Here is a 24,679-nt window from a genome sequence, read left to right as displayed (position 1 = left end):
TCAATGCTTCGTTCGCTGATCCGTCTGTACTTGGCCATCATCGTCGTCGCGGGCGCTGCCATCACATTGGTCAACGTGTCGTTCGTTCGTATTTTTCACGAGCGCGCCAGCGAGCAGGCGCGCAATTCGCTGACCACTTACGCGTTCGTGCTGACCGACTTTCTCAAGCGGCACGCCGGCGATCAGCGCACCGCGGCGCTACGCGAGTTGAGCAAGCATGGCAACGAGGGCCTCAGCTTCATGACATGGCATGACGTCGAGCGGTTGCTCGAGGCGCGGCAGTCGAGCGAGCTACGTGCCGGCAAGATCGCGCTGAGCATGGGTACCAAGCATGACGACATGCCAATGCCAGACGGCATGGTCGTGCACGCCAGTCCGGAGGAGCCGCCCCATCTGGACCTCCAGATCTACGCATACGGATTTATCGCGTTCGCCACGCTGCTGGCCGTCTGGACATGGATTCATTACCACTGGCGCGATCTACACAAGCTCGAGGCCGCCGTCCGTGCATTCGGCGCAGGCAAACTGTCCACGCGGGCCCAGGTATCCAGCAAATCCAACATCTATGCGCTGTCGCGGCAATTCAACGAGATGGCCGAGCAGATCGAGGCCTCGATCCTGCAACAGCGTGACATGATGTACGGTATTTCGCACGAACTGAAGACGCCGCTGGCCAGGCTCAAGTTTGGGCTGGCACTGCTTGCATCGCCGGACTCGCCTGAGCGCCAGCGCGAGCGCCACGACGCGCTGCACGCCGACGTGCGGGAACTCGATGATTTAATTACCGAATTGCTAACGCTATGCCGTCTTGAGCAGCTGGCGCCGCATAAGACGCCGACGTGCGTGGCGGTCGACGAACTGCTCTACAGCGTCGCCGGCAGCGTCGCGCATGACGTCGGCGACCGAGGGCTGACGCTATCGGTATCGATACAGGGCTCGCCACAACGATACGTATGTGACCCAAAGCTGGTTGCCCGCGCGTTATTGAACCTAGTCCGCAACGGCCTGCGCTATGCAAACAGCAACATCACGCTGAGCGCGACGACTGACGCGCATGGCGCGCTGCAGCTTGTTGTTGAGGACGACGGCCCGGGCATCCCCGTTGAAGATCGGCAACGGGTATTCGAGCCGTTCTACCAGCCGCATTCCAGCCGCGACCTGCAAACCAGCGGCTTCGGCTTGGGACTGGCGATCGTGCGACGCATCGCGCTGCTGCACGGCGGCCGCGTATGGCTCGAACAGGGTGCGCTCGGCGGCGCGCGCTTTGTCATGACGTTGCCTGCGCTGCCGGGTGAGGAACCCTAACGATCGCTATCGGAGCGAGCACCCGCCGCTGCGTGAAGCGGCCTCTAGGTCGCTTCGACGAAAGCACCGCGAATAAGTCAAACTGTCAGCGGCATGGCGTTCACCAATGCATCCAGCAGGTTCACGTCAAGTCTACTTGACGTGAACTTGGATCGTCTGGCTCATTTCTGGTCCATACGAGCGATGCGCGCCGTCAGCGAACTGCATCGTCAGCGTATGATTGCCGGGCGGCAGCGTGACGTCCGTTTCCGTCTGGCCCTTGCCGTAATGAATCGAATGATCATTGGCCGGCACGACTTCACCGCTGGGCAGCGCTTGATCGTCGATCAGCAGGTGATGGTGGCCGGTTCCCGGGGTCATGTTGCCGGCCGGCACGACCTTCATCCCTTCCACCGCGAACTTCAGATGGACGGGATTGCTAACCTGTGCGCCATCCTTCGGCTCGACAAAGCTCACGCCGGCGGCATGCGCCGCGACACAGCCCGCGAACAGCGCTGACGATAGCGTAGTACGGCACAGTAACTTCACCAAGACACGGATCATGACGAATTGCTCCTTGTGGCAAGAAAACAACGCGGGATGCGACCGTGCCGATCGGCCACGACCGGCTTCAGCCGCGCTGTGCAAAGTATGCCATGCAAGCCTGCCGGGCCTCCCCGACGCATGCCGGTGAACCGTGACACCGATTGATATCGGTCAGAACTCGACCATTGCGAAGTCCGCCTTACCGACGTCGCAAAGCGGGCACCGCCAATCGGCCGGCACGTCGTCCCAACGGGTCCCAGGCGGGATCCCGTCGTCCGGCGCGCCGTGCGCCTCGTCATAGACCCAGCCGCAGATCACGCAGACCCATTGCCGAAACGCGACCTCGTCTGACTCCGCCGAAGCCGGCTGGGCTGCTGCGGCGGTATCGAGCCTTACAGCGGGGCCCACCTGACGTGGTGCGTCACGTGCCGAGTCGTGTCTGGCCGCCGGTGCATCCAGCGATACGATAAGCGGTTGAGCCGGCGGCGTTGCATTAGCCAACCTGGCGTGCAATTGCCGATACAGAGTCATCGCCTCGTCTGGGTCCAGGTCGATCCAGTACGGCTCCCCTGCATGGTCGTTGAGCCGGTTAGCGGTGAATTGAATCTCGACAACAGCGCCTTTCTTATACATATGGAAAATCGTGACAAAGAGGAAAGCGCGACGCTCCGACCGCCAGCGCGAAGCCGATATTCTATCGACAACATCCAGTTGGATTGTGTCATTGGCATTGTCAATCGGTTTCGTTATTCGCAACATCGCGCCGCCAATCCAGCGCACGTCCACTTTCACGCACCCGGACATCCAGCACGGCGGCGACATCGACACCACTCAGCGGTGTCGGCACCGGAATCGGCGCGTCGGTCGACGCGGTAGCCGCTGCCGGGTCCGGCGCGGGTTCCGGCGAAACGATGCATGCATCTGGCCTAGCGCTACGCAGCAACTTGCTCACGATATCATCAAAGATCGTCATCGCTTCCTCCGCAGACTTGAAACACCGAGCGGCAACGGCAGTCCCAACGGCGCTCTTCTATGCTACGAGACGCCGTAACAATGGTTCCGCCATTTATATTGGATATTCTCAATGGCCAGTGGCTACGCGATCGCTTCTTCACGTCGAGCGTGTTGGCCCGTAGCGCGCTCTCCATGCCATGCTTGCCGCCCTCGAACCCAGTGCTCGATCTCCGAAAGCGACAGTCCAAAGGCTCCACTGGCTTCGGCCACCGTCGTCTTGCCCTGGACGATGTTCAGCACCAGCGCGCTCTTGCGCTTGGCCGTCTAACGCTTGATTTCCTCTTCCATCCTTGTACTCGTCATCTTCCTTTTCCCGAAGTATGACGTGTGCAGGCTTCCGGTGGGTCAATACACGCGCCAGTTTTACCAGGTGCACCCTCAGCGCTTCATTCTCATGGTCCGGCTTCGCTTCGTCATGCAACACGCTGCGAGACAGCCCGACAAGCCGGCAGGCGCGGCGCTCTGAGATGTTCATCTTCTCCCGAATCGCCGCCACTGCCTGGCGCTTGGCTTGCGGCTCAAGGCTTTGCCTTGACGACAACCTTCAACGCTTGCATATCGAGCATCGCCTCGGCCAGCAGCTTCTTCAGCCACGCGTTCTCGGTTTCCAGCTCCTTGAGCCGGCGTGCTTCCGACACCTCCATGCCGCCAAACTTCGCGCGCCACGTGTAGAACGACGCGTCGCTGAACCTGTACTGACTGCACAACTCTTTGACCAGCATGCCGGCCTCGGCTTTCTTCAGAAACCCGATGATCTGTTCTTCCGTAAAGCGCTTTTTCATGTTCGTCTTCTTCGGAAACGAACTTTACTAGGTGCTGGCTAGCCCTGTTTGCAAAGGGCGGGTCAGTGCCTCAGCTTTCCCACTCATCTAGCTTACAGGCTAAGATGGGACCAATAATCGCCGTGGGTCCTGGGCTAAGCATTTCTCCGTGGCGACAGTGAACGTCACGAACCTCTATCTCCCCGAACACATACGGTTTCCACGCATCAGGCGTGACAAGCGTTTCACGTCCCGCCTCTGCTACCGTGGCTCGAAACAATAGCGCATCACCGCCATACTGAGGTAAAGAATAATCTCTCACGATACGCCCATTATTCTTTGCAATTTCCTCGGTATTTTCCAATAAACGCTCATCCATCGACGAGACTAACTCATTGCCATAGTGGGCGGCAAACACCTCTCTAATCATCGCTTGGTCAAGTTGATTTTCTTTCTCTGCAAAGGCGTTGCTGCTTACAAGAGGGGCACTATCCAGTAACGCCAGCAACGCCACTTTTTCGCCCTGGTGTTCGAGTCGAACAGCCATGCTATGCGCCACATTGCCGCCGAAGCTCCATCCTAATAAGCAGTAAGGCCCTTTGGGCTGAACCCGGCGCATTTGTTCAAGATAGTCTGACACCATCTCGTCAAGGGTCGATGCAAGCGGGCTTATTCCATCTAACCCACGAGCCTGCAGGCCATAAAGGGGCTGGTTCGGGGGAAGGTAACTGGACAGCTCCATATAGCTCCAGCTCAAACCCAATGCGGGATGAATGCAGAAAAGAGCAGGATGACTGCCTGTGGGCCTAAGAGGAAGCAGAACGGAAAACGAGTTTTTCTGGATCCCGTCACGCTTAAGTAAATGGTGTGCTAAGCCTGCGAGGGTGGGTGCCTCAAACAGCGTACGAATAGCAAGGTCAATCCCTAACGCTGTACGTACACGACTGATCAGGCGCATGGCCAGCAGCGAGTGGCCCCCGAGTGCAAAGAAACTGTCGTGCCGACCGACCTGCTTCACACCCAATAGCTCGGCCCAGATCGACGCGAGTGTCGTCTCGAGCTCGCCTTGTGGCGCTTCATACGCTTGGTGCGCCAGCGCCGCGTCATCCGGTGCGGGCAGCGCGCGCCGATCGAGCTTGCCGTTGGGCGGCAGCGGAAACGCGTCCAGCCGCACAAATGCGCTGGGCACCATATACTCGGGCAATGTTGCGGCCACATGCGCACGCAGCGTGCTCGCCAGTGGCTCATCCGCTTCGGACTGCACATACGCCACCAGCCGCTTAGCCGAGCCCTCACCGGTTGCTACCACCACCGCATCACGCACCTGCGGGTGCACCGTTAAGCACGCTTCGATCTCGCCTGGTTCAATCCGAAAGCCGCGGATCTTCACTTGCTCATCGTTGCGCCCCAAATACTCCAAATTGCCGTCCGGTAAATAACGCGTCAGATCTCCGGTCTTATACAGCCGCGCACCCTCTTCATCAGAGAACGGATCCGGCACAAAGCGCTCGGCGGTCAACTCTGGGCGGTTCAGATAGCCCCGTGCGACCCCGGCACCACCAATATAGATCTCGCCGACCGCGCCCAGTGGCACCGGCTGACCATAGCTATCGAGCAAATAAATGCGCGTGTTCGCAGTCGGCCGGCCAATCGAGACCGCACCGTTAAAGTCACGTGCACCACGCCATGCTGTGGCACAAACGGTTGTCTCCGTGGGGCCGTAGGCATTCAAGACCGTGCCTTGATCGGCCAAGTATCGAACCAACATTGCACTGGGTGCTTCACCTGCCAGAATCAGCGTCAAGGACGGACCAAGTCTGGGCAAATCTGCGCCATGTTGAAGCAGGGCAGGCGGTAAAGTCGCGTGCGTAATCGCATGGCTTGCCAAATAGTCCCACAGAGCCTGCCGATCCTGCCGGGCCGCCTCGGGGGGCAGATATAGCGCTGCACCGCTGCCAAGGGCCATAAAGATTTCGGATACACTCGCATCAAAGCTGAACGACGCAAACTGCACAATGCGGCTGGTTGGCTGTACACCAAAACAGGCGATCTGCGCCAGAGCAAGGTTTACCACGCCCCGATGCTCGACCATCACCCCTTTGGGCGTGCCGGTAGAGCCAGACGTATAAATCACATACGCCAGATGCCGGGCCGTCAGCGCGGCTACTGATGGATTCGTGTCCGGCAACGCCGGCAGGATGGTGGGATCGAGCGGCACATACGCGCCCCCAGCCTTCAAAATCGCCAGCAGCCCCACGACTAGCGCGGGACTGCGCTGCATGCAGATCGCCACGCGTGCATCGGGCTTGACGCCTAACTCGATCAACTGGTGCGCGAGACGATTGGCTTGTGCGTTCAGCTGCGCATAGCTCAACGTTTGGTCTTCAAACACCAGCGCCGTCGCCTCGGGCGTGCGCTCGACCTGCGCTTCGAATAGCTGATGCACGCACCAGTGCAACGGATACGCCTGCTGCGTCGCGTTCCATGTGTTAAGCAGCAACTCGCGCTCGGCCTCAGGCAGCACCTGCAACTGCTGCACTGCGTTGTCGGGCGTCGCCTCGAGCGCGTCGGCCAAGCTGTGCAGCGCCTGCTGCATATACGCGCACACCCGATCCGGGTCCAGTGACAGCACGCTCTGCGCGCTCAGTCCCAGCGCTTGACCGAAATCGTCGACCGACAGTGTTAGCGGATAATTGGTGCGCTCCTGAGCGCTCAACAGTTCAACGCCCGGTAGCCCGCTGCGCGCGCTTGAATCCATCGCATTGTGCCGGTAATTGAGCAGCGCACTAAAGAGCGGCGTGTCCGCCGGCACGCCGCTCTTTAGTGCGCTGTGCGAGCGCCAGCGACGCGTGCTCATGTTCCAACAGCGCCGCTAGGCGCGCGTGCGTCGCATGCACGCTATCCTGCACACTGCCATCCAAGTCCACGCGCAGCGGCAGCGTATTGATAAAGAGCCCCATCGCACTGTCAGCGCCTTCACCGGCTTGCATGCGCCCGAATAGCACCGTGCCAAACACTACACGTTGTTGGCCACTCGCGCGGGCGAGCATCTGTGCCCACGCTAGATGACATAGGCTTGCTAAGCTCACGCTTAGGCGCCGCGCATGCGCGCGCAGTTGATCGTTCAACGCCGGCGGCAGCATCCGGCGTGACTCGCTCACTTCACTGCCGTCGTGCTGTACCTGTGCAAGCCCAAACGGCAGGGTCGGCTCTACATCCGCGAGCAGCTCGTTAAAAAAGTATTCGTGTTCGGCTTGGCTCACGCCAAGCCTTGCTTGCGCGACCAGATGGCGGAACGGCTGCGCCGGCGGCAGCGTGTCGCCTCGCCCCTCGATGAATGCGCGCACCTCCGCGTACATCACTTCCATCGTCGAGTGATCAATGATCAGATGGTGCAGCCGCTGCATGAGCAGCCAGCGCCCCTCACTATCCTGGGCGATCGCACCGTGCAGCAGCGGCGCTTGCGTCAGCTCCAAGCGCGTGTGATGCGAATCAAAGCGCCGCGCCAATTGCTCGGCGATCGGCCCGTCAGCGGCGTCTAACGTCAGCTCGGTGACCGGCAGCCGTGCGTGGCGCCATACCACTTGCGCGGGCATGGACAGCCCTTCCCACACGAACGCGGTGTGCAAAATATCGTGACGATCGATCACCTGCTGCAGCGCATGCAGATACTGGTCAAGCCGCGCTCGCGTGTCAAAGGCCAGCTGCGCCATCAGCAGATACGGATCGCCTGCACTGGCCAGCAAATGGTGAAACAGCAGCCCGTCTTGCAACGGTGACAGCGCATAAATGTCCTGGATATTGGCTACGCCACCGGGCACCTGCTCGACAATCTGTTCAATGTCCGCTTGCGTCAGCTCAATGAGCGGCAGCATCGATGGCGTAATTGCAGTCGTGTCAGATGTGATCGCGTTGGGCGGCACCACCACGTCACGGCACTGACCCAACGTCTGCGCCAACGCACTGAGCGTCGGTGCCTCAAATAGCGCCCGCACCGACACACTCAAGCCCTGACGCCGTAGACGCTCAATGAGCTGCACCGCCAGCAGCGAGTGCCCGCCGAGCGCAAAGAAGCTGTCGTGCCGACCGACCTGCTTCACACCCAATAGCTCGGCCCAGATCGCCGCGAGCGTCGCCTCGAGCTCGCCTTGCGGCGCTTCATACGCTTGATGCGCCAGCGCGGCGTCATCCGGTGCCGGCAATGCACGCCGATCAAGCTTGCCGTTGGGCGTCAGCGGCCACGCATCGAGCCGCACAAACGCACTGGGCACCATATACTCGGGCAGCCTCGCCGCCATCTGTGCGCGCAGTGTGCTCGCCAATTGCTCATCCGCTTCGGCTTGCACATACGCCACGAGCCGCTTATCCGAGCCTTCACCGGTTGCCAGCACCACCGCATCACGCACCTGCGGGTGTTGTATGAGGCACGCCGCAATCTCGCCCGGTTCAATCCGAAAGCCGCGGATCTTCACTTGCTCATCGTTGCGCCCCAAATACTCCAGATTGCCGTCCGGTAAATAACGCGCCACATCCCCAGTCTTATACAGCCGCGCACCCGCTTCATCGGAGAACGGATCCGGCACAAAGCGCTCGGCGGTCAACGCCGGGCGGTTCAGATAACCGCGTGCCACCCCAGCACCACCAATATACAACTCACCGATCGCGCCCAGCGGCACCGGCTGGCCGTGCGCGTCGAGCAGATAAACGCACGTATTCGCTATCGGCCGGCCAATCGGGATGCTGGCGTTTGTTTCCGGCACGGACGTGATCTTGTAAGTCGTCGCAAACGTGGTGCTCTCGGTCGGACCATAACCGTTGATCAGTTGCTCAGGAGGTGACTCGCGCATCACTTGCGCAACCCACCTCGCATCCAACACGTCTCCTCCAACAATCAATGCCTTCAGTTGAGAGAAGGCCGTGTCCACCTGCGCGGCCATCTGATTGAACAAGCCAACGGTGAGCCACAAGATGCTGATGCGCTGTTCGCACAAAGTGTGCGCAAACGCAGCGGGCATCAGCACCGTGTCATGATCGATCACCACAACGGTGGCGCCATTTAACAGCGGTGCCCACACTTCAAACGTGCTCGCATCGAAAGCCGGGTTCGCTGCGAACGCCACACGATCATCGGTGCGAATGTCAACAAAGTCATTGTTGATGACCAACCGCACAATCGCATGATGCGGCACCATCACGCCCTTCGGGGTGCCGGTTGAGCCCGACGTATAAATCACATACGCCAGATGCCGGGCCGTCAGTCCCACCACCGATGGATTGGTGTCTGGCAATGCCGGCAATATGGTCGGATCGAGCACCGTGTACTCGGCCAGCGCCGCCTCGCCCAACGCAGTCTGCCCGACCGCATCTGCGAGCACTATGTTCGGTGCCGCATCGGCGAGGATATGCGTCAAGCGCTCATTCGGATAGTGGGGATCGAGCGGCACATACGCGCCACCCGCTTTTAAAATCGCCAGCAGCCCCACAACCAGTGCGGCACTGCGCTGCACGCAGATCGCCACGCGCGCATCGGGCTTGACGCCCCACTCGATCAGCTGGTGCGCGAGGCGATTGGCCCGGGCATTCAGCTGCGCATAACTGAACGTTTGATCTTCATACACCAGCGCCTGCGCTTCGGGCGTGCGCTCAACCTGTGCTTCGAACAACTGGTGGATGCATAAGTGCGATGGATAGTCTTGTTTTGTCGCATTCCACTCAATCAGTAGCCGATGCCGCTCGTCGGCGTCGAGCAGATCGATCTCGCTAATCGGTTGCATGGCATCGGCAGCGAGCACTTGTATGAACCGGATAAACCGGCGCTGATGCGTGTCGAGCATCTCCGCGGTGTAGCAAGCCGGATTGGCATCAAAGTCGATCCGTAATTGACGGCTATTGGGTGTCCAATAGACATTGAGCATCAGATCCTCAACCGGACCCGCGAGCAGATTATGGCTCGTCGATGAATGCCCGCCAAACGACAGCGCGTAGTCAAACGGCATCACGTTGACCTTGATGCCCAATAGTGACTGCCCCGGCGCCAGCCCAAGTTGACGCTGCAGCGCTTCGCTCGGGTAGCGTTGATATTGCAGTGCGCTTTGGATTTCCTTCGCCGCCTGCCGCATCAACGACATTAAGTTGATCTCCGGCTCGAATCTGAACCGCAATGGAACCGTATTGGCGACCATGCCAGGAATGTGCCCGTCTGCCCCCAAGCGGGCGGTCACTGGAAAACCGAACACCACATCCTGCGCGCCAGTCATGCGATGCAGATACGCGGCCAGTGCAGCGCTCAGAAACTGCGCCAGCCGGCCCGCATCCAGCACATAGTCGTCTACCCATTGAATGGCCAGGTCAGTCGTCTGACGCAGCCGCTGCTGGAAAGCAGGGGCTGCGCGGCTTGCCAGCGTCGCCGGCTCAGGCCGATGGGCGCAGTGCTTAAGCCAATACGCTTCGTCCTTTTCCCTCTGGGCGGAGGTCTGATATTGCGCATCGCTTTCCAATAGCTGTCGGATCGAGCCAAAATCACATGCCGCCGGCGCCGTTCCCGCGCACAGCGCGCTATACACGTGCGCAACGCGTTGTGCGATCAGGTACTGACCATATCCATCCGTCATGATATGGTGATAGCGCTGATACCAAAACCACTGCTCGGGCGCGACTTTCAACAATGCATACTGAAAAAGCGACCCCTGCAGTAGATCCACCGACTGTTCATAATCGGTGCGCATCCACGCCTGGGCTGCTGCCTGAGGATCAGCTTCTGACGTGAGGTCCAGCACCGGCATTGACCATGCGGGTGCACCGATCCTCTGCCGCAGCCCGTCATGGCTATCGACAAATTGCAAGCGCAGGGTGTCGGCCTCATCGATGACTTGGCGCAATGCCGCTTCAAAGACGCTCGCATCAATCACGCCATCGATCACCGTGTACTGCGCAATGTTGTAAACAGGGCTGTCTGGATGTAGTTGCTGCGCGAGCCAAACTTCGGTTTGCGCACTGGATAACGGCTGGGTAACGGGCGTGATGCAAGCATCCATAAAAAAGCTCCGATTCAGGCGACTAAGCAGCCTGTTAATTAATAGTTGTACCAATTAATATAACGACGCAATCAAAACCTATCGTTGCTCGTCGGGAACCAATACGGCTTTTATGACACGTCGCGTGCAATCCTTAACCATTCACTGCGGCGACCAGGGCCACTCGTCGGCACGCGTCAGTGCGCCACTCGTGCTACTTAGCCAGCCAGTGAGTACGCCACGATCAATTTATGTCAAACTTTAGCGAAAATACTGGACATAACGCGCGTGACGCTGCGCGTGGATTGGCATTACAGTCGGCCAAGCAAGACAGTTAAAAAGAACAGGACCAGCACCTGCACCGTACAGGCGCAGCGTCTTGGGGTTCAGTACTGAGGTACTTCTTCCTTTTTCCCTTCGGACATCGTTTTTATTGTATTTAACTATACGGCTACGGCAACGCACCCGTTCCCGGCCCCATCAGCTCGACGCTAACTGCTTCACGTCGCGCAAGCACCGTGCCCAACTGTCAGGAGCCGCTACAACGATTCAGGTCATCGCGACGCTTAGCGCCGGGTTGAAAGACTGTAAAGCGCACATCATGATGCACTCAAGTCCACTATCTTTGCTTAAACGACAAGTCTTGAACAAACGAAACGATAAAGCCGAAACTTGCAACCCACAGCAAAAGGCAAGCCATTGCGATTCGCCACTGTGCCAACCTATCAGCGAGGCTTGGCACGTGCTTAGCTGAGACTGCTTGAGCAGTAAAACACATCAGATGCGGATGTCTCAGGAATCTTGTATGCCGAGGTCGGCTAAAAGATTTCAGTTCATGGCGTTCGTGAACCGGTCGCCGAATAGAATGTCGAATTGATTGACCGCCTGCCGCCAAGTGATAGGTAGCATCTTCCAATCCTTTTTGATATTGCGCAAATCCAGATACAGCAGTTTGCTGGCGGCTTCGTCGCTCAGGAAGTGGCCGCGGTTCTTCACGATCTTGCGCAACTGCATGTGTATGCTTTCAATGGCGTTGGTAACTGGCGTGATATGAACCGATGCCCTGCGTGTTCCCGCCGCGAAGTTTTAGGCGTATGGTACGACCATCCGGGACAGGAGCACCGGGAAGCACTTCGGGTGGGCAGGCCGTTCGTCTGCGACGAATCGCGATTACGTTGCGTTTATGCTGAAGCCTGACGCCGCAACCGCCGTGTACAACCTGGCTGTCGCCTTTGAACACTACAACGAAAAGCACCCGCATAGCGCGCTGAAATACCGCTCGTCGCGGGGGTGGACACCTGGGTGCGCGACCGGCCGCAGGCGAGTGACCATGCACCAACCTGGATTGAATTGCGATGGGATAGAGACGCGGACGGCGGGCCGGCACACCCCAAGCGCGGCACACAGGCCCGACACACGAACGGAGACCATGATGCGCAAGGCACTGGATGAATACACACGTAAGCGCGACTTCGACACCACCCCAGAGCCGCCGGGGAAAACGGGCAAGCCGTCGGCACGACGGGAGCGCACCAACCATGCATTGCAGTTCTGCGTGCAGAAGCACGACGCGACGCGGTTGCACTACGACTTTCGCCTCGAGTTGGATGGCACATTGAAAAGCTGGGCGGTCCCAAAGGGGCCAAGCCTGGACCCACATGTCAAGCGCATCGCGATCCATGTGGAGGATCACCCGCTTGAGTACGCGGCATTCGAAGGTCATATCCCGAAAGGTCACTACGGCGCCGGCGACGTGATCGTATGGGACCGAGGCGTCTGGATGCCGGACGGCGATCCCGCCGAGGCCTACCGAAAAGGCCGACTGACCTTCCGCCTTGACGGTGAAAAGCTCGCCGGCCGCTGGCATCTCGTACGCACCCGGCTGAAAGGCAAGCAAGAGCAATGGCTGCTGATCAAATCGGACGACAACGATGCGCGCCCGGAATCCGAGTACGATATCGTGCAAGCGCTACCGGACAGCGTGCTCAGTGACCGTACTCTTCGGCCCGCGACATCGGCCCGACACCCCGCGACGCGTCAGGCGGCGCGCAAGCGCCAACCTGGGACGGCAAGCGACGCGTCGGCGCAAACGCTCCTGCGCAAGCCCGCCTCGCCACAGAACCGGCGTGAGTCCCGCAAGCCCGCGCTGGACGGCGCCCGCGCCGCACCGCTACTCGAATCGCTTAAACCGGCGCTCGCGACGCTGGTGGATGCCGTCCCAGCCGGCCACTGGCGGTATGAAATCAAGTTCGATGGCTATCGAACCCTGGCGCGGATCGACGGCGATGAGGTCAAATTGTTCACCCGTAACGGTAACGACTGGACCTCGAAGATGCCGCGCCAGGCCGAGGCGCTGAGCCGCCTGGGACTAGACTCAGCATGGCTAGACGGCGAAGTAGTAGTTTTCAACGAAGCGGGACTGCCCAACTTCCAGTCATTGCAAAACGCGTTCGATGCGCGGCGCGGCAACGCGATTGTCTATTACTTGTTCGACGTGCCTTACCTGAATGGCCTAGACCTGCGCAATGTGCCGCTGGAGCCGCGCCGCGCCGCGCTGACTGCGCTGCTCGAGCACCACGAAGGCGATGTGCTGCGGCTGTCGCGCGATTTCGATGAGTCACTGGAGTCGATGCTCGACAGCGCGTGCGAGATCCAACTCGAAGGCGTGATCGGCAAGCGGGCTGGCAGCCTGTACGCGTCGCGCCGCACCACCGACTGGATCAAGCTCAAATGCAAGCACCGGCAGGAGTTCGTCGTGGTCGGCTACACCGAGCCGAAAGGTAGCCGGCAGGCATTCGGCGCATTGCTGCTCGGCCTACACGATCCCGATACCGGCGCACTACGATACGCGGGCAAAGTCGGCGCCGGATTCAGCGAAGCCACGCTGCGATCCGTGCGCGGGCAGCTGGACCCGCTGCGCACGAGACGTGCCGCGCTGGACAACCGGCCGAGCGCACGCGAGGCAACGGGCGTGCACTGGACCCGGCCTGAATTGCTTGCCGAAGTGGCCTACGCAGAAATGACGCGTGAGGGCATCATCCGTCATGCCGTCTTTCGCGGATTACGCACCGATAAGCCAGCTAGCGACATCGGGCCAGAACATGCGGTATCGGCCGACTCTGTTGCAGCCGCTGCGCCCGCAAGAGTGCCAATCAATGGACGATCGCCAACCTTCACCACCGTCTCGCCGAACAGGATACCGATCCGTGGCACGGCTATGCCCGCGTACGGCAGACGATCACCGCGCAGATGCGCGAGCGGATCGGCATGAAGCGATCCGCCTGATCCGCGTCGCCGCTTAATGACCGAAATAGACCGAGTTCACTGAGTTCGCTGGCCTCGCTATCTTGTCGCAGCCTGCGCTAGATTGCACGATACCGTTCATCGACGAGCCAACGCTGGTGTGCGCCACACTCTGTTGAGCATTGGCGCGCGCCTGCGCAGCCTGAATGCTGGTATCGTCCGCGCATGGCTCGCGGCGGTCACGGCCGCCTCAGTACGGCGCCTAACTGCTCCGCGGTGTACGGTTTGCGTAACGCTTCCCAGGCGAAACCCAAGTCATAATCGCACGGCACATCGTTGCCAGAGGCAAAGACCACGCGCAGACTGCGCTGTACGTTCACCGAGCGTTGCGCCAATTCGATCCCCGACATGCCAGGCAGCGTGACATCAGTGAGCAATACGTCGAAACGGTCGCGCCGGATCACGTCCAGCGCATCCTCCGCCGTGCCCGCCGCGATCGTCACGTGCCCTTGCATTGACAAGATTTCCCGTACCGCCTCGGTCGCCGCTGCGTCGTCGTCGACCAGCAGGATGCGCAAGCACTGCTCACGCGCGGCCGAATCGTCTGGCGTCGAAGGCTGACACGCACTAGCCGCCCCCTGCGACGGCGGATCGGCGCGTTCCGCAGACTGCAGGGCGCGGCAGGACGCGGCAGCCGCATCGCCCGAAGCCGGCACCGGAGAGCGTGCCCGGCCTGCGGCAACGGACACGTCGTGGCCGCTGAGCACGGCGCGCAAACGTGCCGCCAACTGCTCACGGCTATATGGCTTGCGCAGCAATTCGACACTATCGTCCAGCCGCGCGTTGTCCTCGATCGCATCCTTGGTATAGCCAGACGTAAACACGATCTTCAACCGTGGTCGCAGGCGCAACGCAACGCGCGCAAGCTCGGGACTGCGGATCGAGCCCGGTATCACCACATCCGACAACAGCACGTCGGCATGCACGCCGCTGCGGATCAATGCCAGTGCCTGATCTGCGTCGTCCGCGCACAGCACCCGGTAGCCGAGTCCCATCAACGTCTCGGCCACGGTAGCCTGCACCGCCTGGTCGTCCTCGACCACCAGGATCGTCTCGTTGCCGCCCTGCGGCGCTACACTCGGCGGCGCCAGCACTGTATCGGCCGTCGCCGTGGAGCGCGGCAGGTAGATGCACACGGTCGTGCCCTGTCCCGGCTCGCTACGGATCAGGATATGCCCACCGCTTTGCTTCACGAAGCCGTACGCCATGCTCAAGCCTAGCCCCGTTCCCTGCCCTTCCGGCTTAGTCGTGAAAAATGGATCAAACGCCCGCTCGATCACGCTGGACGGCATGCCGGTGCCGGTATCCGTGACCGCCAACATCACATACTCACCCGGACGCAAATCCGGAATGCCAGCCACCGGTTGCAGGCCGAGCGCCGCATTGGTCAGCGCCAGCATCAGCCGGCCGCCTTCGGGCATCGCATCGCGGGCGTTGATGGCCAGATTCAGGATCACATTCTCGAGCTGGTGGCTATCTACGAGGGTGTTCCAGAGCCCGTCGGCCACCGTCGTCTCGATATGGATCGTCTCTCCGAGCACGCGTCGCAACAAGTCGTCCATGCCGTGCAGCACACCGCTGAGGTTGACGACCCGGGGCTTGAGTGGCTGCTGACGAGCCAGCGCCAGCAATTGCGCGGCCAGCTTGGCTCCGCGGCTCACCGCGTCAATGGCTTTGGCGAGCCGCTCACGGCTCCACGCATCGCCGCCATGGCGATTCTCGAGCAGTTCGAGGTTGCCACGCAGCACCTGCAGCACATTGTTAAAGTCATGCGCGACACCGCCGGTCAATTTGCCGATCGCCTCCATTTTCTGCGACTGGAACAGCGCGGTACGGGTTTCCTCCAGCGCCTGGGCCGCCTCGCGCCGCTCGGTGATGTCGCGCGTGATCTTGGCAAAGCCGATCAACTCGCCGTCATCGTCGCGAATGGCATCGAGCACCACGTGCGCCCAAAAACGTGAGCCGTCGCGCCGAACGCGCCAACCTTCCGACTCCCAGCGCCCGTCGCGCGCCGCCACGTCGAGGCCGCGTTGCGGCACCCCGGCGGCAGCCTCCTGTGGCGTGTAAAAGCGGGAGAAATGCGAGCCGATAATCTCCTCAGCCTGGTAGCCCTTAATGCGTCGCGCACCCTGGTTCCAGTTCGTGACAATGCCCTGTGGCGACAGCATGAAGATCGCATAGTCAGTCACGCCCTGAACGAGCAGCCGGAAACGCCGCTCGCTCTCCATCGCCACATCGTGCACTTTTTTCTTGTCGCTCATGTCGCGCACAATCTTGCCGAAGCCGAGTAGCTGGCCGTGCGCACCATGCAGTGGCGTCATCACGACGCTGCCCCAGAACGTCGTACCGTCGCGGCGCATGCGCCATCCCTCGCTCTCGTAACGGCCCTCGCGCGCCGCCGTGCGCAGCGCGGCCGCGGGCGCGCCGGCCCGGCGGTCCTGGTCCGGATACAGGTCGCCAAGCATGCGCTGCAGGGCTTGCTCTCGGGTGTACCCGTAGATACGCTCGCCGCCGGCATTCCAGCTCAGTATGCGGCCATCCGGTGACAACGCGAATATCGCGTAATCAGCAATTGTTTTAACCCACAACATCGGCCAGACGGACGTCAGGTTGTCGAGGGCAGGTCCGCGGTTCGTCATCGGCACATGGCTCTTTGCAATAGGCTCGATTACAGCGTGACAAATCGTACATCGAAACCGCGCAACATGGCATCGCGCGCACTGCCCTGCGCGCGGCCGGCGCGTGGCCCATCGCGCGACGGCCAGCAGCCGATGTGGCTCATTCTATCCCAGCGTGACGCCCTTGCATCCGCTCGCGGCGCGTTAGCAGGCCAGCACTTTAAAATCCACCGCTTTACTTATTAAAATCCGCCGCATTAATTGCCTTATTGGAAGCGGTAGATATAAATATCAAACAATGCGCCCCTACAGGGATTGAACGTGTCAGGCGTCGAACTTGTACTGCGCGCGTGCATTGGTGCCGACCCGTCCACGCGCGTCATCGCGGTATGCACGACTGATGTGCAGGCGCGCTATGTGACGCCCGAAGTCGCCGCGCTGACCGGCAAGCCGGTTTCGGTGCTCACCGGCCGCACAGCAGCATGGATCGACGCAGGTCTTGCCACCGAGATCGACAAGGTGCGCACCACCCGGCGCGACGGCGGGCGCTATGTGCCGAACGGGTCGTCCGGACGCGCCACTTCGCCCGCCAGATTGTACTCCGCCCGCATCGCCGCCAGCACCGCGGCAATATCTTTCTCGTAGCCAACCGCATGGCTGAAGTGCCCGAGCGTCCAGTTGCATCCGGATGCGTCGGGCGGTTGCATATGCGGCCGCGGCACGCGGATCTTCACGCCGTCGTCGGCAATATGATAAAGCCGGTGGAGTCGGCGCTCGAACTCCTGCTGCAGCCCCGTCGCATTCAACGTCTTTCGAATCATGAGCCATTCGGCAGCCGCCGGCGCAAGCCAGTGCGCCAGCGGCTACCGCCTTCGTGGAACTCATCGAGTATGATAGCCGAACGGCAGCCGGCCACGATGTCGCCGGCACGGCTGCTGGCAAACCCTGCCTATCCCTGAAAGTCCTGTCAATTGCCGACCTACACGCTCGCCGCTGCCGTCCACGCGGAACTGGATATTCGCAAGAGTCGCTTTATCAGCGCCGTCGTGCCAGTCGAAAACCGCGATACCGCGATGACCGAAGTCCATCGCCTGCGCACCGTCCATCCGGATGCGACGCACGTTTGCTGGGCGCTGCTCGCCGGCGGCCAGTCTGGCATGTCCGACGACGGCGAGCCGTCCGGCACCGCCGGCCGCCCAATGCTGGAGGTGCTGCGCCATCACAACCTGGACGGCGTGCTCGCGACGGTGGTGCGCTACTACGGCGGCATCAAGCTCGGCGCAGGCGGACTCGTGCGTGCGTACACGGACGCGGTTGCGACGGCGCTGCAGCACGCGCAGCGCATTGAGCGCATCGCCCAGAGGCACTTGACCATTGACGCCGACTATGCGGATGAGGCACGTATCCGACACTGGATCGCGCAACAGGGCCATGTGCTCGCCGACAGCCAGCATGGCATGCGTGTCACACTGACCATCGTACTGCCGCAGGATGCGCTGGACGCCGCCCAGCAAGCATTGCGCGACCTGACCCACGGGCGTGCCGCGCTCGCGCCGCACTAAAGCGCGCTACGGCATTCGCTCATCGCATTTTGTGCCGTTGTGCCGTTGTGCCGTTGTGCCGTTGTGCCGTTGTGCCGTTGTGCCGTTGCGCCGTTGTGCCGTTGCGCCGTTGCGCCGTTGCGCCGTTGCGCCGTTGCGCCGTAATCAGCGTAACGGCCGCGGCGTCGCCACGGCGACCAGCCGCGACGCAATCGCATCGAATGCGGTACAGATTAGTACATAGATGAAGGCGACCAGCGCGAAAATCTGGGCCGGATAGACCATCAACCGGTTGTTGACCTGCGTGGCGAGCAACGACAATTCCGGCACGCCGACGATGTACGCCAGCGACGTGTCCTTGATCAGCGACACCCATTGGTTGATAAACGACGGCGCCATGATCCGCAACGCCTGCGGCAGCACCACGAAGCGCAGTGTCTGCATCTGCGTGAAACCCAGCGACAACCCGGCCTGCAGTTGAGCAGCGCCCACCGCGCGGATACCCGCATGCACCGCATGCGACAGGTATGCGCCGCCGATCAGCGACAGCGCGCAGACGACGGTTAGCTGACCGGGTGCATCGATATGCAGCACGACGGGCAGCAGAAAATATGTCCAGAACATCAGCATCAGCACGGGAATCGCGCGGAAGAACCCGAGCACGGCGAGCAGCGCCATATGAACGGCGCCGTGCGTCACCGCCAATGCAATGCCAGCGGCGAGCCCGAGCACGCCGGAGGCGAAGGCCGACGTCAGCGCGAGCACCAACGTCAACGCCACGCCGCCAAGCGGCCCGTTCGGGAACGTGCCGACCAGCAAGTATGGCAGATTATCCAACAGGATCGAGATGTCCATCGTCACCCCGCGCGGGCAGCCGGGTGACGCCGCTGAACCACGTGCGCGAGCGCCTCGATCACCGCGATCGTGCCGATATACAGCGCCGTCGCCACGCCGAATGCGGCAAACGTCTTGAACGTCTCGGTCTCGACTTGGCGAGACGCATACGAGAGCTCGGCTAAGCCGATCGCCATCGTCAACGACGAGTTCTTCACGATGTTCATGTATTGGCCGAATAATGGCGGCATCGCGTTGCGGGCCGCCTGCGGCAGCACGACATGGCAGAACGCCTGCCAACGCGTGAGCCCGAGCGCGGCGGCAGCCTGACGTTGTCCGCCGGACACGCCCCGCAGGCCGGCGCGAAATTCCTCGCTGACGAATGCGCACGAGTAGAACGTCAACCCGAGCCAACCGGCGACGAATTCAAATGGCGGCCAGCGCAGCGACAATGCGCCGGCTTGAATCGTATGTGGCGTGTTCAGCCACTGCATCAGCCCATCGGGCAGCAATGTCGCCGCGCCGAAATACCAAAACATCAATTGCACCAGTAACGGCGAATTGCGAAACACCAGCACGTAGGCCGCGGCAGCGCGACGCACCGGCCACGTATCGGCGCTATGCGCCATCGCCAGCGCGAAGCCGCTCGCAGTGGCGGCGACGATCACCGTCGCGGCCAGCGCTAACGTGACACCGAAACCCTGCAGCAGCCAGCCGACGTACTTCGGCGCCAGGATCCACTCCTGCGGCACAGCTCAGACCTTGTCGCCGATCTTGAACAGGCGCGGCAGCGGCGTGCTCGTGTGCGGGCCAAACCAGCGATTGTAGATTTGTTCGGCCGCGCCACTCTTCTCCAGCCCGCGCAGCGTATCGTTGACGAACGCGATCAGCCGCGTCTCGCCTTTCGGAATACCCACGCCCATATAGTCGTTGGAAATCGTAAAGGCCGGGATTTCGTAGTGCTGCTTGTCGGGCACGTTGGCGAGCAGGCCGACCAACTTTGGACCGTCCTGCGTGATCGCCTGCACGTTGCCGGCCCGAAGCGCGGCGAACGCAAACGGCGTGTCGTCGTACGCGACAATGGTGGCCTGCGGGAATTTCTCGCGCAGCGTGATTTCGTTGATGGTACCCTTGTCCGCGCCGACCCGCAGACCGTTGAGCTGCTCGGCCGACTTGAGCACGCCCTTCTTGGCGAGGAACTGCTGGCCGGATGCAAAATACGGAATACTAAAGTCCACTTGCTTGGCACGCTCCTCGGTAATCGTGAAGTTGGCCAGCACGAGATCGACCTTCCTGGACGTGAGGAACGGAATCCGATTCGCCGGATTAGTCGGCTGCAACTTGAGCTTCACGCCGAGCTTATCGGCTAGCGCTTTAGCGTAATCGACGTCCAAGCCGACGATGTGATGCGTCTTCGCATCGACGAAGCCGAATGGCGGATTGCTGTCGAACGTCGCCACCCGCAACACGCCCGCCTTCTTGATGTCGTCGAGCCGGTCAGCGTGAGCAACGCCGGCCGCGACGATCAGCAAGCCGGCCAGCAGCGTGGAAAACACTGTCAATTTCATATCTTGTGAACTTTTTGATTGAGCGGCGCGTGTACCAGATCAGTGACGCGAGGTCGCTTAACATAGCATTGGTAGGACGATTTTCAAACCAATAAATGTTGCACAGCATAGAACGCCCCGGAATAATGCCTGCATGGGTTTTCAGCCATGCCATGCGGCAATGCAGCACACCGGCCTCGTGCCACACTTTGGCGTATGGCTGTTCTGTGCCGATCAAGTCGCTGCGCCGGAGCCGACCCGGATGTCTACCTTACGGCCGCACACTCGCTTAACGTTGCCCCGACGCAATGCATCGTGGTCGAGGACAGTGCCACGGGCGTCGTCGCGGCATCGTCCGACGGGTTCAACGGGAGACAGACATGACAAGCGTCACGCTGAAGAACACCGCCAAGCACTACGATGATGTACCGGTGCTGCGCAATGTGAAGCGTGGATCGCGGGCATCGCGCCCGTGCTGCTGCGCCGGCAAGCATTACCGGACGCGAACCGGCATCATCGGACACGAATGCGCAGCCGTATCACGGCACCGCCCGGACCGCGACGGGGCGCGTCACGTGAGTCACGTGAATAGCGGCGGTCAACCTATGCATCGCCGGCCAGCACCGCCCCGACTGATTTTCCAGTAATCTTGCGTTTTGGCTGCTGCGTCGGCGACCTACGCCGGCGCGGCCCAACACCGGAAGCATGCAATGAACTGGAATCTGATTGGAATAGCTGGCCCGGTCAGCAACCTAGAGCTGGTCGGGCGGCTGCTGATGGCAGCGGCACTCGGCAGCGTGATCGGCATCGAACGGGAACGGCTACAGTGGGCAGCCGGACTGCGCACCCACATGCTGGTGTGCGTCGGCTCTGCCCTGATCATGATCGTGTCGACCTACGGCTTCACACAGGTGCAAGGTAAGGAAGGCGTGGTGCTGGATCCGTCGCGGGTCGCCGCCCAGGTGGTGTCCGGCATCGGGTTTCTTGGTGCCGGCTCGATCCTGCTGCGCGGGGAAGTCATCCGGGGGCTAACGACCGCGGCGAGCCTGTGGACCGTGGCTGGCGTCGGGCTGGCCGTAGGCGGCGGACTGTACGTTGCGTCCAGCGCCGCAACGGCGATCATCTTGGTGATCTTAGTCGGCGTGAAGCCGCTTGAGCGACGCTTCATCGCGGCCAAGCTCCGCCGCGAAGTGCGGCTCGTCGCCAGCCGCGGTGCGTTGTCGATCGATACCTTGTCCGAGGTGCTTGGCCCGGGCAGCGAACGCATCAAGCGCTTCATCGTACAGCAACAGGAAGACGGCGGCGACATCGATGAGGTGACGATCGCGTTCTCGCGGGTCACCGATCCGGAATTCGCAACCATTGTGCGCCGACTCAAGCAGATACAGGGCGTGCACCACGTGCGTGAGGTCGTTCCGTCATAGCCCCCGCGCCGATAGTTGCCGCAGCCGGCGCCTTACCTTACGGAGGAAGCGCGACAAAGCTCGGCCTGGACGGTGCATCACCGTGCCGCCGGCAAGCAACGCCGGGCCCTGCATGGCTCGTATCCGGCAATGGGACCGCAAAAGAGGAAAGCGCCGCACGGGACATCACGCCGCCGAAGCGAACCAGGCTTATCCTCGCGAACGCGCGAAACAGCACGCCAGGCCGCAGCCGCAGCCGCAGCCGCAGCCGCAGCCGCAGCGACGCGAGCCGCCCCAAGGTCGGGATGTTCCATCGACCCACGCTGCAGGGTCAAAGCCAGCCTGCCTTCCTAAACCGCCACCACAATACCGCATCGATCGCCAACATGACCGCCAGGCAAGCCGGATAGCCATACTGCCAGTGCAGCTCCGGTATGCTCTGGAAATTCATCCCGTAGATTCCCGCAATCATCGTCGGACTGGCGAACAGCGCGGCGAACGCGCCAAGCCGCTTAGTCGTCTCACTTTCAGCCAGCGAGATCATGCCTAGGTTCACCTGAATCGCGGTCGAGATCATCTCTCGGCGACCTTCGATTAGCTTGTCGATGCGCACCAGATGATCATAGACATCACGGAAATACGCCTCCATGCCGGCGCACAGCGCCGGGACGCGGCCACCCTGCAACTTCCCCACCGCCTCCAGCAAAGGCGCGACATGGTGATGCAGCCGCACAAAGCGGCGCTTGAGCGAATACAGGTCTTCTACCACGTCACGCGAGGCCGCGGTGCCCTTCTTCTCGAAGATCCGGTCCTCGACGATCTCCGACTCATCGATCAACGCCTCGACGACGGGAAAATAGCGGTCCACCACGCTGTCGATCAGTGCGTACAGCACGAAAGCCGAGCCGTGCCGCAGCAAATGCACGTCGCGCTCGCAACGGGCACGCACGTCCTGGAAGCCCTGCTGACTGCCGGCGCGAATGGTCAACACATAGTTCGCGCCGACAAAAACCGCCACCTCGCCAACTTCCAATTCTTTGTCTGACGTTTGCTCGACCGTGTGCAGCACAGCGAACAGCGACGCGCCATACTCTTCGATTTTCGGCCGTTGATGGCCATGGCGTGCGTCCTCGACCGCCAGCTCGTGCAAACCGAACTCGTGTGCCATCTGCGCCAATTCTTCGGGATCCGGGTCTTTCAGCGCCACCCAAACAAAACAGTCCGGTTTCGCGACGTATTCGCTAATGTCACCCACCGGGATGTCGCCCATCTTGCGACCATCGTGGTATGCAGCGCAGTTGATCAGCATCGGTGCCTCCGCTTTTTGCAACCGCCGAAGGATAAGCCAGCTGGCGCAAAACGGCGAGTCCCTCTCCGGTAATCCCTGCGGCGTTACGGCCAGTACGCTATGCATCATGAAGCCGCGCAGATTACGCGCCGCTGCCATAGTTCAGGCCTTCAGTTGCCGGCAAATGACTGAGGTTAAATTCAGGGACTGCGGAAACGAGCTTTGCGCAGCGTGCCACAGCCGTCGCGCGCGTGTGGCAACGACGGTTCACCGTTGCGTGGGACATTCCAGGGTTTCGGCGAGCGGTTTTTGCGCAACCCATGGCGGTCGGTGTTTGACGCCAATGCCTGCGCGACGACGCGAGCCTGAGTTCGTGTCGTAACGTGTTGCTTCGTGAACGCCGGACTCCACGCAGTTCAGCATGGCATCGTTGTGCTGCTCGGCGGCTGAAAGCCAGCCCAGCACATCTACTTAAAGGAGAGCGTTATGATGCCTACCATTGGCGGCGGTTTTTTAGATCCGTCTAACCTGCAGTCGCTAGACCCCAAAACTATGTCGGCGGATCAAGGAAAACAGCTTGAGGCACTCAACCAGATTTTCAATGGGCCCCTCGGCGGCGGCGGACCGCTTGGCGCCAAGCTCAAGGAAATGATCGACGCCTACCACTCGGCTCACCCCGACACACAGCAAGCATAACCCCGAGGGCACCGGCCGACCGTGTGATCGACATGGGCGTTGCTTACACGAGCATGGGCGGCTTGACCGCTCAGTCGTGCCGGTTTTATGCTAGTAAGCAGTCTACCGCCCAATTGCGATTCGCCGGCATCCAAATTTGCCCATAGCACCGTGATGCCGCTTCCAGATAATAGCCGACACGCTACAAGCTTTTGAGTCGCAGGTCTGCATAGTACCCCTATCGGCATGGACTTAGTTTAAGCTAGCTAATGTGAACATGAAATCGAAGCCCTACCCTTGAGCGTTATCGGTTTTCTTCTCGTTCAGCTTAAGCTCTACTCGCCGAGGTCAAGAGCAGCTATCGCCTCACGCACGTCTTGCGAAGATGTGTCGAGGTAGGGAGCCACATGGTACAGGGGCCACTCCACGCACCCGTTGCCCCAATATCCGGATCAAGACAGCCCGCTCACGATACAGTTTGCGCAGCGAGCGGACCGCCAAAATACGCGTCGCGAATAACGCGGCGGCACGCGCCTGTCGCGGGCGCCTCGCCGCGCTCAGTTCCAGCGGCGCCGAAACCGCCGCGCTGCTCAACAAGCTGATCGACGCGCTTCACGAGGTGGGCCTAACAAAAGCCGAGATACTTGATCTAAGCCACGCGATCGCCATCTTCGCATGGGCCAATCGCCTCATGCTCACTCTCGGAGAGCCCGTGTTTCCCGCCTGATGAGAAACGAATATCGATAGCTGAATCGATTCATTATGCTAGCGGTGTGCACGCATCGCCCCTGGTTACCATAATCGTGGATTGAGCGATTCGGTTAGCAACCTGCACTGGGCTCCACGTGGAGA

General features: G+C 61.0%; 14 protein-coding genes and 6 pseudogenes. 7 read left to right on the top strand and 13 right to left on the bottom strand.

What is annotated here, in order from left to right; genetic code table 11:
* Positions 1-3 precede the first annotated feature (3 nt).
* Positions 4-1,305 carry an ATP-binding protein gene (locus tag B0B13_RS02415; RefSeq protein WP_076794175.1) on the top strand — a complete coding sequence of 434 codons (1,302 nt, stop codon included), beginning with the start codon at positions 4-6 and terminating at the stop codon, positions 1,303-1,305.
* A gap of 132 nt (positions 1,306-1,437) precedes the next feature.
* Here B0B13_RS02415 and B0B13_RS02410 read toward each other — a convergent pair whose 3' ends face one another.
* The 7 genes and pseudogenes from B0B13_RS02410 to B0B13_RS02370 form a co-directional block, all read right to left on the bottom strand.
* Positions 1,438-1,848, bottom strand: a complete 411-nt coding sequence (locus B0B13_RS02410; protein WP_076794173.1) for a DUF4399 domain-containing protein — start codon at positions 1,846-1,848, stop codon at positions 1,438-1,440.
* A 153-nt stretch (positions 1,849-2,001) separates the two neighbouring features.
* Positions 2,002-2,463, bottom strand: coding sequence for a rubredoxin (locus tag B0B13_RS18945; RefSeq protein ID WP_076787993.1), 462 nt, complete (start codon positions 2,461-2,463; stop codon positions 2,002-2,004).
* A gap of 100 nt (positions 2,464-2,563) precedes the next feature.
* Positions 2,564-2,803: a DUF3597 family protein gene (locus B0B13_RS02400; protein WP_083703593.1), complete on the bottom strand. Its 240-nt coding sequence runs from the start codon at positions 2,801-2,803 to the stop codon at positions 2,564-2,566.
* Positions 2,790-3,087, bottom strand: a pseudogene (locus tag B0B13_RS18940) (hypothetical protein). Before B0B13_RS18940 ends, B0B13_RS02400 begins: the two are co-directional and overlap by 14 nt.
* A 172-nt stretch (positions 3,088-3,259) precedes the next feature.
* Positions 3,260-3,626 (bottom strand): annotated as a pseudogene (locus B0B13_RS02390) (transposase); the annotation flags it as partial.
* A gap of 70 nt (positions 3,627-3,696) precedes the next feature.
* Positions 3,697-10,639: pseudogene (locus tag B0B13_RS19930) on the bottom strand (amino acid adenylation domain-containing protein).
* A gap of 807 nt (positions 10,640-11,446) precedes the next feature.
* Positions 11,447-11,668: pseudogene (locus B0B13_RS02370) on the bottom strand (transposase); the annotation flags it as partial.
* A gap of 115 nt (positions 11,669-11,783) precedes the next feature.
* On the opposite strand from B0B13_RS02370, the pseudogene B0B13_RS17575 reads away from it, so the two are divergent.
* A pseudogene (locus B0B13_RS17575) lies at positions 11,784-11,906 on the top strand (integrase core domain-containing protein); the annotation flags it as partial.
* A gap of 144 nt (positions 11,907-12,050) precedes the next feature.
* Complete coding sequence (gene ligD, locus B0B13_RS02365; protein WP_237573987.1) at positions 12,051-13,889, top strand: non-homologous end-joining DNA ligase; 1,839 nt, start codon at positions 12,051-12,053, stop codon at positions 13,887-13,889.
* 211 nt (positions 13,890-14,100) lie between these two features.
* Here the strand turns inward: ligD and B0B13_RS02360 are convergent, their stop codons facing one another.
* Together B0B13_RS02360 and B0B13_RS02355 are read right to left on the bottom strand one after the other, a co-directional pair.
* A complete protein-coding gene (locus B0B13_RS02360; RefSeq protein WP_139337282.1) occupies positions 14,101-16,560 on the bottom strand; it encodes a hybrid sensor histidine kinase/response regulator in 2,460 nt (819 codons plus the stop codon).
* A gap of 527 nt (positions 16,561-17,087) precedes the next feature.
* Positions 17,088-17,360: a hypothetical protein gene (locus B0B13_RS02355; protein ID WP_076794166.1), complete on the bottom strand. Its 273-nt coding sequence runs from the start codon at positions 17,358-17,360 to the stop codon at positions 17,088-17,090.
* 150 nt (positions 17,361-17,510) lie between these two features.
* Between B0B13_RS02355 and B0B13_RS02350 the strand changes: the two genes are divergently transcribed.
* Positions 17,511-18,101 carry an IMPACT family protein gene (locus B0B13_RS02350; RefSeq protein ID WP_076794165.1) on the top strand — a complete coding sequence of 197 codons (591 nt, stop codon included), beginning with the start codon at positions 17,511-17,513 and terminating at the stop codon, positions 18,099-18,101.
* 144 nt (positions 18,102-18,245) lie between these two features.
* On the opposite strand, the gene B0B13_RS02340 is transcribed toward B0B13_RS02350, so the two are convergent.
* Genes B0B13_RS02340 through B0B13_RS02330 form a run of 3 tightly spaced genes read right to left on the bottom strand, consistent with a single transcriptional unit; the run spans position 18,246 to position 20,482 of the window.
* Positions 18,246-18,935, bottom strand: coding sequence for an amino acid ABC transporter permease (locus B0B13_RS02340; RefSeq protein WP_076787989.1), 690 nt, complete (start codon positions 18,933-18,935; stop codon positions 18,246-18,248).
* Between the two features lie 2 nt (positions 18,936-18,937).
* Positions 18,938-19,666, bottom strand: coding sequence for an amino acid ABC transporter permease (locus tag B0B13_RS02335; RefSeq protein WP_076794162.1), 729 nt, complete (start codon positions 19,664-19,666; stop codon positions 18,938-18,940).
* Between the two features lie 3 nt (positions 19,667-19,669).
* Positions 19,670-20,482 carry an ABC transporter substrate-binding protein gene (locus tag B0B13_RS02330; protein ID WP_076794160.1) on the bottom strand — a complete coding sequence of 271 codons (813 nt, stop codon included), beginning with the start codon at positions 20,480-20,482 and terminating at the stop codon, positions 19,670-19,672.
* Positions 20,483-21,171: 689 nt separating this feature from the next.
* Between B0B13_RS02330 and B0B13_RS02320 the strand changes: the two genes are divergently transcribed.
* Positions 21,172-21,885, top strand: a complete 714-nt coding sequence (locus B0B13_RS02320) for an MgtC/SapB family protein (RefSeq protein WP_076794551.1) — start codon at positions 21,172-21,174, stop codon at positions 21,883-21,885.
* A gap of 310 nt (positions 21,886-22,195) precedes the next feature.
* Here the strand turns inward: B0B13_RS02320 and corA are convergent, their stop codons facing one another.
* Positions 22,196-23,173 (bottom strand): magnesium/cobalt transporter CorA, encoded by a 978-nt coding sequence (gene corA / locus B0B13_RS02310; protein WP_076794549.1) that lies wholly within the window; start codon positions 23,171-23,173, stop codon positions 22,196-22,198.
* 465 nt (positions 23,174-23,638) lie between these two features.
* Here corA and B0B13_RS02300 point away from each other — a divergent pair, with 465 nt between their 5' ends.
* Together B0B13_RS02300 and B0B13_RS02295 are read left to right on the top strand one after the other, a co-directional pair.
* On the top strand, positions 23,639-23,848 hold the full coding sequence (locus B0B13_RS02300) for a hypothetical protein (protein WP_076794155.1): 210 nt from the start codon (positions 23,639-23,641) through the stop codon (positions 23,846-23,848).
* Positions 23,849-24,428: 580 nt separating this feature from the next.
* Positions 24,429-24,554: pseudogene (locus B0B13_RS02295) on the top strand (peroxidase-related enzyme); the annotation flags it as partial.
* Positions 24,555-24,679: the final 125 nt, after the last annotated feature.

Source organism: Burkholderia sp. b14, from assembly GCF_900156195.1.
In the GTDB taxonomy this organism is placed as follows: Bacteria; Pseudomonadota; Gammaproteobacteria; order Burkholderiales; family Burkholderiaceae; genus Mycetohabitans.
The sequence above is the reverse complement of the archived record's forward strand: the minus strand, read 5'-3'. Positions and strand labels throughout refer to the sequence as shown.